This is a genomic window from Polyangiaceae bacterium (assembly GCA_015075635.1).
Taxonomy (GTDB): domain Bacteria; phylum Myxococcota_A; class Polyangia; order Polyangiales; family Polyangiaceae; genus JADJKB01.
The window spans coordinates 1,462,895-1,476,595 of record JABTUA010000003.1 but is presented as its reverse complement, the minus strand read 5'-3'; the positions used below and the strand labels follow the sequence as shown (position 1 = coordinate 1,476,595).

The 13,701-nt window shown below is 69.7% G+C and carries 13 protein-coding genes; 6 read left to right on the top strand and 7 right to left on the bottom strand.

The annotated features are described in order from the left end of the window. Positions 1-20: 20 nt before the first annotated feature. Positions 21-1,136: an HRDC domain-containing protein gene (locus tag HS104_37210; protein MBE7485597.1), complete on the top strand. Its 1,116-nt coding sequence runs from the start codon at positions 21-23 to the stop codon at positions 1,134-1,136. 40 nt (positions 1,137-1,176) lie between these two features. Next, positions 1,177-2,805 (top strand): right-handed parallel beta-helix repeat-containing protein, encoded by a 1,629-nt coding sequence (locus HS104_37205; GenBank protein ID MBE7485596.1) that lies wholly within the window; start codon positions 1,177-1,179, stop codon positions 2,803-2,805. A 34-nt stretch (positions 2,806-2,839) separates the two neighbouring features. On the opposite strand, the gene HS104_37200 is transcribed toward HS104_37205, so the two are convergent. Genes HS104_37200 through HS104_37185 form a run of 4 tightly spaced genes read right to left on the bottom strand, consistent with a single transcriptional unit; the run spans position 2,840 to position 6,611 of the window. Next, complete coding sequence (locus tag HS104_37200) at positions 2,840-3,475, bottom strand: hypothetical protein (protein ID MBE7485595.1); 636 nt, start codon at positions 3,473-3,475, stop codon at positions 2,840-2,842. Positions 3,476-3,496: 21 nt separating this feature from the next. Beyond that, on the bottom strand, positions 3,497-4,465 hold the full coding sequence (locus HS104_37195; protein MBE7485594.1) for a deoxyhypusine synthase family protein: 969 nt from the start codon (positions 4,463-4,465) through the stop codon (positions 3,497-3,499). A 56-nt stretch (positions 4,466-4,521) separates the two neighbouring features. Next, a complete protein-coding gene (locus HS104_37190; GenBank protein MBE7485593.1) occupies positions 4,522-5,247 on the bottom strand; it encodes a hypothetical protein in 726 nt (241 codons plus the stop codon). Between the two features lie 14 nt (positions 5,248-5,261). After that, positions 5,262-6,611 (bottom strand): outer membrane protein transport protein, encoded by a 1,350-nt coding sequence (locus tag HS104_37185; GenBank protein ID MBE7485592.1) that lies wholly within the window; start codon positions 6,609-6,611, stop codon positions 5,262-5,264. Between the two features lie 151 nt (positions 6,612-6,762). On the opposite strand from HS104_37185, the gene HS104_37180 reads away from it, so the two are divergent. From HS104_37180 to HS104_37170, 3 genes are all read left to right on the top strand, one after another. After that, entirely contained in the window at positions 6,763-7,452 is a 690-nt protein-coding gene (locus HS104_37180) for a hypothetical protein (protein ID MBE7485591.1), read from the top strand. Between the two features lie 194 nt (positions 7,453-7,646). Next, positions 7,647-9,866 carry a protein-arginine deiminase gene (locus tag HS104_37175; GenBank protein ID MBE7485590.1) on the top strand — a complete coding sequence of 740 codons (2,220 nt, stop codon included), beginning with the start codon at positions 7,647-7,649 and terminating at the stop codon, positions 9,864-9,866. A 5-nt stretch (positions 9,867-9,871) separates the two neighbouring features. Further along, positions 9,872-10,798, top strand: coding sequence for a HEAT repeat domain-containing protein (locus HS104_37170; GenBank protein MBE7485589.1), 927 nt, complete (start codon positions 9,872-9,874; stop codon positions 10,796-10,798). A 10-nt stretch (positions 10,799-10,808) separates the two neighbouring features. Here HS104_37170 and HS104_37165 read toward each other — a convergent pair whose 3' ends face one another. The 3 genes from HS104_37165 to HS104_37155 form a co-directional block, all read right to left on the bottom strand. Then, positions 10,809-11,492: a hypothetical protein gene (locus tag HS104_37165; GenBank protein MBE7485588.1), complete on the bottom strand. Its 684-nt coding sequence runs from the start codon at positions 11,490-11,492 to the stop codon at positions 10,809-10,811. A gap of 105 nt (positions 11,493-11,597) precedes the next feature. Continuing rightward, positions 11,598-12,443: a fructosamine kinase family protein gene (locus HS104_37160; GenBank protein ID MBE7485587.1), complete on the bottom strand. Its 846-nt coding sequence runs from the start codon at positions 12,441-12,443 to the stop codon at positions 11,598-11,600. Then, positions 12,443-12,925, bottom strand: a complete 483-nt coding sequence (locus tag HS104_37155; GenBank protein MBE7485586.1) for a low molecular weight phosphotyrosine protein phosphatase — start codon at positions 12,923-12,925, stop codon at positions 12,443-12,445. The genes HS104_37160 and HS104_37155 overlap by 1 nt, the downstream gene beginning before the upstream one ends. A 262-nt stretch (positions 12,926-13,187) precedes the next feature. On the opposite strand from HS104_37155, the gene HS104_37150 reads away from it, so the two are divergent. Next, a complete protein-coding gene (locus tag HS104_37150) occupies positions 13,188-13,691 on the top strand; it encodes a hypothetical protein (GenBank protein MBE7485585.1) in 504 nt (167 codons plus the stop codon). Positions 13,692-13,701 lie beyond the last annotated feature (10 nt).

Sequence of the window (13,701 nt, the reverse complement as noted above, 5' to 3'; positions counted from 1 at the left end):
AGGTCGGCTAGGCTCACCCCGTGCACCTCATCGACACCGAGCGCGAGCTGGCGGAGGTCGCGACCCAGCTGACCGGCCCGCCCCCGCTCTACCTCGACACCGAGTTCGACTCGACGCGCGAGGGCAAGACGCTGTGCCTGCTGCAAATCTCCCAAGGCGAACGCGTGTTTCTCGTGGACACGCTGCGGCTGGGCGCGCTCGAGCCGCTGCGCCCCATCCTGGCCGATCCCAGCCGGGTGTGGGTGCTCCACGCCGGCTCGCAGGACGTGGAGCTGCTCGCCATCCGCTTCGATCTGCCGGCGCCCCCCCGCGTCTTCGACACACAGATCGCCTGGGCGCTGACCAGCGTGGAGCACAGCGTCTCGCTCTCGTACCTGAAGTTTCAGCTGCTCGGTGTGCGGAGCGGCAAGTCCCACCAAGCCGACGACTGGAAGCGGCGCCCGCTGCCAGCCTCGCAGCTCGCCTACGCCGCCGCCGACATCGAGGAGCTGCCGGCGCTCCACCGCGCGCTCGACGCGCGCCTCAGCGCGCGAGGCCGGCAAGAGCTGGTGTTCGCGGCCAGCCGCGAGGCGACGTGGCCGGTGCGGGAGGACCCGGAGCCGCTGGCGGTGGACGACTTCCGCAACGCCTGGCAGCTCGACGTGCACAGCCAAGCCGCGCTGCGCCACCTGATCGCCTGGTACAACGGGCTCGGTCCGCGGGAGCGCGCGCACGGCCCGGACTCGAAGACACTGCTCTCCATCGCGAGCCGCCTGCCGGAGAACGCCGCGGACCTCTCCCGTATCAAGGGCGTGAACCGACGCTTCGCCGCCGAGCACGGCGAGGCCTTCGTGCGGGGGCTGCGGCGGGCCGCGGCAGGCGCAGACACGAGCGCCTTCGTCCCCATCGACCCGCCGCCGTATGCGACGCCCGACGACGTGCGCCTCGACGGCTGGCTGTCGCTGGCGCGCGCGGAGATCTCGGCCGACCTCGACGTCGCTCCGGAGCTCGCGTTCCCCGGCCGTCTGATGAAGAAGCTCACCGCGCACATCGCCGCGACCGGCGAGCGCGCCCGCGGCGCCGAGGTGCTCCAGGGCTGGCGGCGCGAGCTGCTCGGGCCGGCGTTCGGCGCCTTCGCGGCGCGGTATGTCGAGTGACCGAAGGAGCGTGTAACATGGCCTCCTCGGAGGTGGCCCGATGAAGAAGCTCGCGATGCTCTCGCCCGTGGCGGCGCTGTTCTGGTCCTGTCCCGCGCTCGCCGCCAGCTACGAGGTCGGCCCGAGCGCGAACCTGGGCCAGGAGATCGCCAAGCTGAAAGCCGGCGACGAGTTGGTGCTGCAAGGCGGGACCTACACGCTGACCAGCAAGCTCACCATCGGCGTCAGCGGCACCGCCGCTCTGCCCATCGTGATCCGCAGCAAGGACGGCGAGACGGCGCACATTACCCGCGACGCCAGCCAGAACGTGATCAACGTCGAGAACGCCCAGTACGTCGTGCTCAGGAGGCTCGAGGTCTCGAAGGGATCCCATGGCATCCGGATGCTCGCCTCGAGCTTCATCACCGTCGAGGACTGCCACATCCACGACACCGCCGACGTCGCGCTCTCGGCCAACGTCGGCGGCTCGAAGTACCAGGGCCTGATCATCCGCCGCAACCACATCCACCACACCAACGGCACCGGCGAGGGCATGTACCTGGGCTGCAACAACGACGGCTGCCAGATGTTCGACAGCCTGATCGAGGGCAACTACGTCCACCACACCAACCAGTCCACGGTGAGCCAGGGCGACGGTATCGAGATCAAGCAGGGCAGCTACAACAACATCGTGCGGGACAACGTCATCCACGACACGAACTACCCCTGCATCCTGGTCTACGGCACCGCGGGCAAGGCGGTGAACCTGCTGGAGCGCAACGCGATGTGGAACTGCGGCGACCATGGCATCCAGGCCGAAGCCGACGCCATCATCCGCAACAACCTGGTGCTCGGCGCCCAGGCGGACGGCATCAGGAACCAGCTCCACCAGCAGCAGAGCGTCGAGGATCTGACCATCGTGCACAACACGGTGCTGAACCAGGGCGACGCCCTGCGCTCGGACGCCATCAAGAGCAACGTCATCATCGCCAACAACGCGCTCTACAGCCAGAATGGCAACGCGCTGCGCGCCTCGGGCACGCTGACGGCGCTGACCGTCGCGGGCAACGTCGGCATGGGCTCGACCCAAGGCGTCACGAGCGGCTTCACCGGCGGCGGCAGCCTGAGCGCCGACTTCGTGGACGCCGCCTTCGGCGGAGCGAAGCTCAACGTGTTCCCGAAGGCCGGGAGCAAGCTGATCGCCGCCGGCAGCGCCACCTACGTCACGAGCGACGACTTCAACGGCACCGCGCGGGGTGGCGTCGCCGACGTCGGCGCCTACAAGTACGCCGCGAGCAATCCCGGCTGGACCGTGGGCGCAGGCTTCAAGGACGCGACCGGTGCCGGTGGCAGCGGTGGCAGCGGCGGCACGAGCGGCAGCGGTGGGGCGGCGACGGGCGGCGCCGCAGGCAGCGCCGCGGGCGGCAGCGCGGGCACAGCGGCCGGCGGCAACGCGGGTGCGACCACCGGCGGCGCGAGCTCGGGCGGCACCAGCTCGGGCGGTGCGAGCTCGGGTGGGAGCAGCTCGGGCGGCGCGAGCGGCGGCGGCGACTCCGACGACGACGGCGGCTGCGGCTGTCGGACGTCCCCAGCGCGGGCAAACCCCACCTGGCTGCTCGCAGCCGGGCTGGCGGCGCTTGCCGCGCGCTGGCGCCGCGGATCTCGCTGCGCCACCGCCGCGAGCCCCTAGAGCGCTGCGGCGCTCCGCGCTGACAGCCGCTCGGCTAGGGCACGGTGCAGGTCAGCGTGGACTGCGGGGTACAGCTCTGACCGTTGCCGAGCTTGACGGTGAACGTCGCGGGTTTGCAGCCCACGCTGGCCGAGAACCAGAGGCCGCCGTCGTTGCCGCAGGACTCCGTCGACTTCTGGCCCGGCACATTCAGCAGGGCGCCGCAGTTGAACGCGAACGTGACGCAGTCGTAGGGCCCAGCGACACAGTATTTGACGGACGAGCCGGCATACACGAAGTGGTTGCCGTCGCAGTTGCCGCCAGTACCACCGCTCGAGGTCCCGCCGCCGCCGCCCGAAGGTGCTCCGCCTCCGCCCGTCGCTCCGCCTCCGCCCGAAGGTGCTCCGCCTCCGCCCGAAGGTGCTCCGCCTCCGCCCGAAGGTGCTCCGCCTCCGCCCGTCGCTCCGCCTCCGCCCGATGGTGCTCCGCCTCCGCCCGATGGTGCTCCGCCTCCGCCGCTCGCGCCGCCGCCACCCATCCCCCCGCTCGCGTCGCCGGCCGCGCCCCCGCTCGAGTCGCCCGCGGCACCGCCGGTTCCGTGCGGGTTGTTGTTGGTCGTCGAGCTGCAAGCCGCGACGAGCACGGAGAGAGCGAAGATCCGCGCCAGATCCACGTCGCGATCGTGAACCAAGAGCCGGACGGCGGCAAGCCGTCACATGTTCAAGAGGTACGCTGCCACCAGCGGGAAGACGATGGTCGCGTCGCTCTCGATGATGAAGCGCGGCGTGTCGATGTCGAGCTTGCCCCAGGTGATTTTCTCGTTCGGCACGGCGCCGCTGTAGCTGCCATACGAGGTGGTCGAGTCGCTGATCTGGCAGAAGTAGCCCCAATACGGGCACTGCTCCTGAAGGTCCTGGTGGATCAGCGGCACCACGCAGATGGGGAAGTCCCCGGCGATGCCGCCGCCGATCTGGAAGAACCCGATGCTCGAGCGCGCGCTCTCTTCCCGGTACCAGTCCACCAGCGTGCGCATTTGCTCGAGCCCGCTCTTGATCACCAGCGGGCTCTTCACGTCGCCGCGCACCACCGCAGCCACCAACATGTTGCCCAGCGTCGAGTCCTCGCAGCCAGGCACCCACATGGGCAGGTTCTTCTCACACGCCGCCAGGAGCCAGCTGTCCTTGGGATCGATCTCGTAGTCCTTCTCCAGCTTCTTGCTGCGGAGGAGCTTGTAGAAGAGCTCGTGCGGGAAGAAGCGCTCGCCCTTCTGGTCGGCCTCCTGCCAGAGCGCGAGCATGTGATGCTCGATCTTGCGCATCGCTTCGCCCTCGGGGATGCAGGTGTCGGTGACCCGGTTCAAGCCCTGGTGCTCGAGCGCCTTCTCCTCCTCGGCGCTCAGGTTGCGATAGCCCGGGATGCGCTTGTAGCTGTTGTGCGCGACCAGGTTGAAGACGTCCTCCTCCAGGTTCGCCCCGGTGCAGCAGATGCCGTGCACCCTGCCCTTGCGGATGAGCTCGGCAATCGTCAGGCCCATCTCAGCGGTGCTCATGGCACCAGCGATGGTGAGCAGCATCTTGCCGCCCTTCGCCAGGTGCTCCTCCCAGGCCTTGGCGGCGTCGATGACGACGGCCGCGTTGAAGTGGCGGTAGTGGTAGGTGATGAAATCGCGGACGGCTCCCATGGCGCTCGAAGAGACACCAAAGCTCGCGCGGTCTGTCAACCCCAGGTAGGAGAATCTCACTCGCAGCGCATGTAAGAAGCGCTGGTGGTCGGCACCAGGATCGTCCCGAGCTTGCAGCTGCCGACGTTGCAGTCGGCGGCGCACGCACACAGACGCGGCCAGGGGAAGCCGCCACCGGTGGTGCCGCAGCCGAAGACGTCGCCACCTTCCTGGAAGGTCTTCGGCTTCACGCAGTGGGTCTGGTAGGGCGCGTCGTTGCCGGCGTTCGGCACCTCCGCGACGCAGCACACCTCGCCGTCGGCGCAATCGCTCGGATCGTCGCACTGCATGCGAATGCCGCCGCCGAGCCCGCAAAACGCGGTCAGACCGAAGCACTTGCCGTCCACCGGTCCGCCACAGCACTCCTCGGTCTTGGTGTCGCAGCCCGCCGCACCGCACTTCACGGCCGAAGGCGTGGGGGCGCAGGAGCCGGTACCGCCGGCGCCTCCCGAAGCCCCGCCGCTGCCCCCGGAAGCACCGCCGCTCGACCCTCCGGCCAGACCGCCGCCCGCAGCAGCGCCGCCGCTCGAGCTTCCGCCCGCCGAGCTTCCGCCCGCCGAGCTTCCGCCCGCCGAGCTTCCGCCCGCCGAGCTTCCGCCCGCCGAGCTTCCGCTCGTGCCCCCTGAAGCTCCACCGCTCGCGCCGTCGGAACCACAGGCTGCGAGCCCCAGCAACACGCAGAACGAGAGCGACCCTCCGAGGTACCCCATCGTGGCTTTGGTGGCGCGACGGGCGCGCGCCATTCGACGGGCTGCGGTCAGAACTGGAAGTCGACGTTGACGTTCAAGACGCCGACCATTTGCTTGTAGTTCCCGTTCCCATCCGGCAGGTGGGCGAGCCCCGTCCCATCGTCGAGCTCGCTCTCGTCGGCGCTGACCTTCCGCGGCAGGTAGACGAGCTGCGTGTAGGACGCGGCCAGGAACAGCTTTTCGACGAGCTCGAAGCGCCCGCCCGCGGTGAACGAGAATCCGTCCCAGTCGGGCAGCGCCGGCTCCAGCGTCTCCTTCGGAACGGCGTTCGAGCTGTAACCGGCGCCGGCGAACGCCTCGACGCTCTTGTTCAGCCATTTGCTGCCACCGACGCGAACGCCGAACGTGTCCTTCCACTCGCGGCGCTGATCGAGGAGCAGGTCACCGTTCTCGGTGTTGGTCACGATGTGCTTCTCGAGCACGCTCCAGCGCTGGTAGTCGCCGAACAGGCGCAGCTCGAGATCCTCCGCTGGCTTGTAGCGGAAGCCGAGCCGGTACACGTCCGGGATTTCGTGCTCGATCTCCGCGTCCACCGTGCTCTCGCCGCCGCCGGGCAAGAACGTCGTCTGCTCGCCCTCCAGCGGCTTCATGCCGGTCAGGTTCGGGCGCGACTGATAGGAGGCGCCGACCCACAGCTGCTTCTCGATGGCCTCGTACATCACGCCCGCGCCGAGGCTCCAGTCCACGCCGGTGGTGTGCAGGTACGCCCGGCCCTCCGCCCTCAAGTCGGCGTCGCCCCCGCTCGTCTTTGCGCGGACGGTGTCCACGGTCGAGAGGATGAGGTTTCCGGAGAGCCCGAACGCGAGGCGAGCGGGCTTCAGGTGGTAGGCGCCAGCGAGCGAGATGAAGCTCGAACGGATGGTGCCCTCCATCACGTACCAGCGCTGCACGCCGTCGTAGGGCCCGGCGTAGGTCGGGTCGTCCTTGAAGTCGTCGTTCTTGTCCCAGATGCTCTGGCCGCCGAACGGTGTGTAGAAGGCGGCGCCCAGGCCGACGTCCCCGAGCTTCGTGGTCACGCCCACCATGGGCGAGGCTAGGATGTTGAACAGACTGCCTTTGCCGTCGTTGGCCCCAGGCACGTTCGGGCACGACGCTCCAACGCAGTCGCTCGGGGCCGTGTCGCGGTCGTAGGTCACCTTGCGCCACGCCAAGCTCACGTCCAGGAAGACGTGCGTCCCCTCGCTCATGGCGATGCCCGCAGGGTTGTAGTAGATGGCGGTGGCGTTGTTGGTCGTGGGGTGGCCGTGCTCCCCGCCGAAACGCGCGACCGAGATACCGGACGCGTCCGCGCGGGGCGCGAGCGCGAGCGCGGCGGCCAGGGCCGCCCCTCCAATCAAACCAAGCCGTGCGGGCCTCATGGCCCGGGGTTCTACACCAGCTTCGCCTCGCCCGGCGACAGTTCTCAGTCACGGCTTGACGGGCCTCCTGGGCCGCTCGTAGAACGGCCTTCGGAGCCATTGCGGCGCAGCGCATTCGCTGCCACACTCGACTCACCTCCGAGGTCCGAAAATGCCGAGAATCAGCTCGATCCTAGCCCTGGCGCTGCCGGCGTTCTTCCTCGCGGGGTGCCCCGATCCCGAGGGAAACTACGACGAGTTCAAGGACCGCTACAACACCATCAACCCTTCGTCGGGCGGCGCGGCGGGCGCCGCAGGCGCGGGCGGCGGCGACGCAGGCGCCTGTGTGGTGCCAGCGGCCGGCGAGCTCGACGGCGACTACATCTTCGCGCTGTCCGCCAAGCTCAAGCCCGCGGCGCCGCTGATCTTCCTGGTCAAGGTCACCAGCAAGGACGCGAGCGGCAGCACCTCCATGGACTGGTCGCTCCAGCCGCTCAACCGCTTCGATCGCGAGACGCCCGTCGGGGACCCGATCATCCTGTCCGGCATCGTCATCGACGCGAACGGGAAGATCGACGCCAACTCACTCGTGAACACGCCGATCGCGGTGACGGGGGACGCGAATCCGATCTCGGGCTCCAACATCACGGCGGAGGTCCAGAACCTCACCGGTGGCAACTTCTGCAACACCGACGGCTTCTACTGCGGCGGGGTCGTCGGCAACGTGACCAAGCCCATCCCAATCGAGCTCGCCGGCTCGACCTGGACGCTCACGAAGGTCACCGGGACCGCGGACTACCCCGATCCCGTGCCGATCAACTGCAAGAAGGACCCGGCGGATCCGCCCCCGCCGCCGCCTTGACGCACGTGCGCCGCGCATCGACGCGCTGCGCGATGCAGTGACGCGAAAATTTTCCGCTCGCGGCCGCGGAATTCGGCACATCGCCTTACAGATTTCGCGTGTGCGTCGCCCGTCCTTGAGTCATTGTTTCGCACCCCTTCGGGCCGTGGGACGAGAAGAGGCGCTCGCCCCGCGTTGAGGCAGGACGGTCACACATGCGGTCATCTTGGTGGACGCTCGCGGCGATGCTCGCCGCGACAGGTTGCAGCTCGGCAGGCAGTGGCAACGTGGGCTTCGGCGGCGCGGCGGGCGCAGCTGCCGGAGGCACGAACGCGGGCGGCGCAGGCGGCAACGTCGGCGGCGCGCAGGCCGGCGGCGCAGGCGGCGTCGGCAACACGGGCAACACGGGCGGGCTCGCCGGCTCGCCGGGCGGCGGCGGCGTCGCCGGCGTTCCGGGTGGCGGCGGCGCACCGAGCGGCGGTGGCGCACCGAGCGGCGGTGGCGCACCGAGCGGCGGCGGCGCACCGAGCGGCGGGGGCACCGGTGGCAGCACCGGACCGAGCTGCGTGGGGCACTGCGGCAGCACGCAGGCGGTGCCGGGCAGCAACCCGGCCTGCTACTGCGACGCGGACTGCGTCGGCTACAACGACTGTTGCGGCGACTACGCAACAGCGTGCGGCGGCGGCGGCACGGGTGGCACCGGTGGCACGGGTGGCACCGGCGGTACGGGTGGCACCGGCGCGACCGGTGGCACGGGTGGCGTCGGCGGCACTGGCGGCGGCGGCGGCACCTCCACGGTCCTCGACCTGCGCGCCGACGTGAACCGCGACGGCAGCGTGGACACGGTGGGAACCAGCGACGAGACCGGCGAGGACACCTGGAACGCCACGCGCGGCGCGATCTTCCTGGCCAACATCGACGACGACAACGGCGACTGCCCGAAGAGCGGCACCGACGCCCAGCTCGCGGCCTGCAACGACGCGACCAACTCGGTCATCGACGGCGCCAACGACCTGGCGGATCTGGCGCGCCTGCGCACCGTGCCTTGGCCCAGCGCACCGGCCAACGCCGCGGCGACCATCAGCACTACCCAGCCCAGCAAGGTCCGGCTGTTCAAGAACACGGGCGGCACGTTCACCGCCATCCCGAACGGCGCCTCGCTGACCAGCGCGGAGCTCAAGGCCGGCGTCGAATTCGGCATCGAGGGCCTCGACATCCGGCGCGACAACTCCTGGGACGGCTACCTGAACGTCACCGTCACCATGACGGCCGGCGGCAGCGGCAGCGACGTCGTGCGGATGCGCATGTCGCCGGTGATGCTGCACCACCACGTGCAGAACGCGACCCAGATCTACGCGACCGCGTTCAGCTCGGCCGCCTCGACGGCGTTCCGCGCGGACCTCGCGGCGGCCTGCTCCGCGGGTGGCTCGACCTACACCGATCTCAACGGTCTGAACGACCAGTGGACGCAGGACTTCTTCGAGACCGGCTACATGAGCATGCCCGCCACGGGCGGCGCGCAGAAGCTCATCCGGGTCTACTTCCGCTCCGCGAACTACACGACGAACGGGCTTCGGGCGGCCGGCAAGGTCGTCTACACGTACTTCCAGGGCCCGGACAAAGCCGGCGTCACTCACTACGACCCGAACCACCCGAACGGCGCGGACACGCTCAACTCGTTCGGCAACACGGAGACGGTCCCGCCGTTCACCGGCGCCCCGCTCGGGCGCATCCTGCGCGGCAGCGTCTCGAACTTCTATCCCGACCAGGCCTTCGAGGGGATGCTCACGGCGCAGGGCATGCAGCCGCAGATCTTCCTCGACACCTCCTGGCTCGCCGTCGCGCACGTGGACGAGACGCTGTCGTTCGTGAAGGCTTCGAGCCCGCGCGGCTGGGTGATGCTGGCGAACGACGCGGCGCTGGCCAAGACCATGCTCCAGAACGCCCAGACGCAAGGCTACGGCAGCACGCCGATGTTCGTCGGCAAGACCTGGTCCGGCGGCGCCTCGGCGCAGACCACCATCAACGCGGTGCTCGCCGACACGAACGTGATGGCCGCGTCGAACGAGGCCATCACCGAGGTCAACGCGCAGGTCGCGACGATGAAGGCCCAGACCGGCATCACCGACGCCGAGATCGTCAAGATCCCGTTCCTGCACTCCAAGAGCGGCGGCTACTCGATCGCGTACCAGCCCGGCACGGTGAACCTGACCTACGTGGGACCGACGACGGTGGCCGTGCCCAAGCCCCACGGCCCCAAGATCAACAACGTGGACATCTTCGAAGACCAGATGATCAAGGCGCTCCAGCCCTACGGCATCAGCGTGAAGTTCGTCGAAAACTGGGACCTCTATCATCGCCTGCTCGGAGAGGTTCACTGCGGTAGCAACGCGGATCGTGCAGTAACCACGAAGTGGTGGGAGACCGGCAAATGAGGACCATGAAGCTCTTGGTCAGCCTCGCCGCGGCGGGGCTCGTGATGGCGGCGCTCACCGGAACCGCGCTCGCCGACGGCATCGGCGTTCAAGCCCGTCACCTCAAGGCGAAGGACCGCACGGCCCTCAAGGCGGAGGTGACCAAGGCGCGCGCGCAGAACGCCGCCGTGTTCGCCAAGGTCGCGGAGGCCCCCAAGCTCGCCGTCGAAGCGGATCAGATGAAGCGCGGCCGGGCAGCCAGCATCATGCTGCCGCTCCAGGCGCTGGGTAAGGACGCGCTCTTCCCGATGCTGGAGATGCTCGCCCTGGACGGTCCCACCCGCGGCAAGATGACGAACTCGAGCTGGACCACGCTGCGCGTCGGTCTGATCGAGGCGGTCGGCCTGATCCGCGACACGCGCGCGAACCCGGTCTTGAACGCCATCCTCGATCGCGAGACCGACTTCGAGGTCGTGCGCGCCGCCGCCGAGGCCCTCGGGCGCATCGGCGACGACGCCTCGGCCAAGAAGCTGGCGCGTCTGGCGACCACCAACAACCCGAAGCAAGCGGCGGTCGTGTCCGCGCTCGGCGAGTGCCGGCGCACGGTGGCGGCCAGCGCGCTGGCGAAGCTCACCAACACCAAGGACGAGGCGCAGCTCCTGGTCGTGGCGAAGAGCCTCGGCGCGGTGGGCAACGCCTGGGCGTGGCAGACGCCGGACGTGTCCAAGACCGGCGAAGGCGCCCAGGTCCGGGCCATCGCTGCCCGCGCGCTGATGCGGGTGTTCCTCGAGAACACCGGCTACGTGCGCAGCAAGGCGGAGCGCGCGCTTCTGGTCGTGAACGACCCGTCCACGCCCAAGCTGGTCGCGGCGGCCAAGCAGAGCGCCAACGCCGATCAGTCGCGGGCGCTCGACGCCCTCTCGACCAAGCTGGCCCAGAACCCCGCGAAGTGACCCGTTCGAGCTAGCTCTTCCGCTCCAGGCGATACAGGCGTTTGCCGTCTTTCTCGCCCGGGCCGGTCACGCGCAGCATGTCCAGGCGGATCTCGCGGATCCGCCCCGGGCCGCCGACGTCGCGGATCTTGAGCCGCTCGTCGTCGCCCATCAGCACCTCGCACAGGCCGAAGGCGAAGTGCTGCACCAGATCGCCGGGCTCCGGGATGAGCGGCTCGTGCTCGGCCTCGGCCGCCCGGCGCACCAGCGCGCTGGCGAGCGCCGCTTTGGCCCACTCGTTCGGCACCGGAGTGACCGGCTCGTTCACGGGCGACGACGGCGGCGCCGGCGCGCGCTGAGGCGCCGGCTGAGGAGGCGCAGCAGGTTTGTCGACCAGCGCGCTCGGCTGAACGAACGCCGTCACTCCATCGGAGCGCGCCCGCACCAGCTCTCCGGCCCAGACCTCCGCACCCGCGTCGGAGGCCCGCGAGAGCGTGACGCCGTAGGGACCGCCCGTCGGACCCGAGAGCTGCACGAGCGCGAAGCGCCCGCGCGGCGCGCGCACCGGGTTCGCGCCCTCGCCCATCAGTCGAAGCTCGACCTGTTCGACGGCTCCCGTGGCGTGGACCCAGCCGTCGAGCCCGCGGCACGCCTCTCCGATGACGCTCACCAGATCTTCTCCGCGACCGATGGACACGATGCGGGGAGACGCCATGGGGAGCGGCCTTCTTGCCCCGAGGCCCGCCGGCGTCAAGAAGACGATCGTACCCGCGCTTCGCCCAGCTCGCGATCTGCTCGTGCCGAGACACTGGAGGCCGGGTCAGAGGTAGCCCGACAGCGCTTCCCGCACACTACCGACGTAGCCTCGCCCGAACAGGTTCACGTGTACCAGGAGCGGGTAGAGCTGGTAGAGCGCCACCCGCTCGGCAAACCCGGGTTCTAGCGGAAAGGCCTCGTCGTATGCGGCGAAGACCCGGGGCCCGAAGCCGCCGAAGAGCTTCATCATGGCGAGGTCCATCTCGCGGTGCCCGGCGTAGACGGCCGGGTCGATCAAGCACGGCGCGCCGGACGCCGTGGCGTGCAGGTTGCCCCCCCAGAGGTCGCCGTGGAGCCGCGCGGGGGGCTCGGCCGGGCCGACCCGGTCCGCCAGGTTGGCGAAGAGCCGCTCGAACGCGGAGCAGAGCTCGCGGCCGAGGACATCCCGCGCTTGGTCCACCATCGGGCGGAGGCGGCGCTCGCGGTAGAAGCTGGGCCAGTCGGGCTCGCTCGAGTTGTCCTGCGGCAATCGGCCGATGAAGTTGTGCCGGGCGTGGCCGAACGCCGGGGCGCCAGAGGCGTGGAGGGCCGCCAGCCCCCGGCCGAGCTCCTCGTCGAAGCCCGCGCCGCGCCGGCCGGGCTCGATCAGCTCGAGCACCAGGTAGTCGGCGCCCACGGCGAGCACCCCGGGCACGGGGAGGGTGTGCGACTCGCCGAGCCAGCCGAGCCCCTCCGCCTCCGCCTCGAACATGCCGATTGGACAGGCGGCGTTGTGTTTGACGAACACGCAGCGCCCGTCCGCGAGCTCGACCGCGTGCGCTTCGTTGATGTCCCCGCCCGAGATCGCGGAAGCTCGCGCCACCGGACTGCCGAGCGCCCGACCGAGCTCGCTCCGGAGTGCTTCGCGCATCACAGACCGTGGCGCTCGCGCAGGTGTCCGATCAACCCGCGACAGGCGGCTTCGCACAGATCCAGCACCTCCTCGAAGCCTTCGTCGCCGCCGTAGTAAGGGTCCGGCACGCTGGCATGCTTGGGAGCGCTCGGGTCGAACTGCCGGAGCAGGAACAGCTTCTCGTGGTGGTGTGCCGGAGCGCTGCGGCGGAGGTCGTCGAAGTTGTCGCGGTCCATCGCCAGCACGTAGTCGAAGCGCTCCCAGTCCGGTTTGCGGAACTGCCGGGCGGCCCCACCGACTGCGATGCCGCGAGCTCGCGCGGCTGCCGCCGCCCGCCGATCCGGCGGCTCGCCGCTGTGGTAGGCGGCGGTCCCGGCACTGTCCACCTCGACCTGCGCCCCGAGCCCTTCGCGCTCGAGCAGGTGGCGCATCACCCCTTCCGCGGTCGGTGAGCGACAGATGTTCCCGAGGCAGACGAAACAGACGCGAACGGCGGGCATGGATCGGCGCGGAGTATAGCGGAGCCGAGCGCCTGGCGCGGCCAGCCCCCAGCGCGCCGAAGGTCTGGCATCGGCAGATCTCGGCCGGCCACGGTAGCGACGACCCACGGGAACATCCGGCGAGGCCGGCGCACGCCCCGATGTCCGTGGCCATGGTCGCGCGGCGCCCGCTTCCCGGTCAGGAGATGGGACTTCCGGGGCGCGACCGACGTCGACGGGCCGGGCTTTTCCGCACCAGAGATGGTGCTAGGCTCCGCCCGCCATGCGAACCGTACTCGTGCTCGTCGCGCTCGCCCTGGTCACGGGCGGCTGCCGGAAGATCGAAGAGAAGATGGCCGAGAAGGCCGCCGAGAAGGCCACCGGCGGCGAAGTGAACATCGACTCGAAGACCGGCCAGGTGAAGCTCAAGCAGAAGGGCCCCGACGGCAAGGAGACCGAGGTCCAGCTCGGCACCGGGAGCAGCGTGCCGGCCGACTTCCCCAAGGCGGTCCCCATCTACCCCGGGGCCAAGGTGATCAGCGCCGTGACCATCTCGCAGGGCGAAGGGCACATGGTCATGCTGAACAGCTCCGACAGCACGCAGCAGGTGCTCGAGTACTACAAAAAGAACCTGTCCGGCTTCAAGGTGGACGGCGAGCTCGCGGGCGGCGACACCACCATCCTCAACATGTCGAACGCAGAGCTCACGGTGAGCGTCTCCGCCACGAAGAGCTCGGACGACGGCACCACGTTGATCAACCTCACCGCGAGCGCCAAGAAGTCGTGAGGCCAGGGGG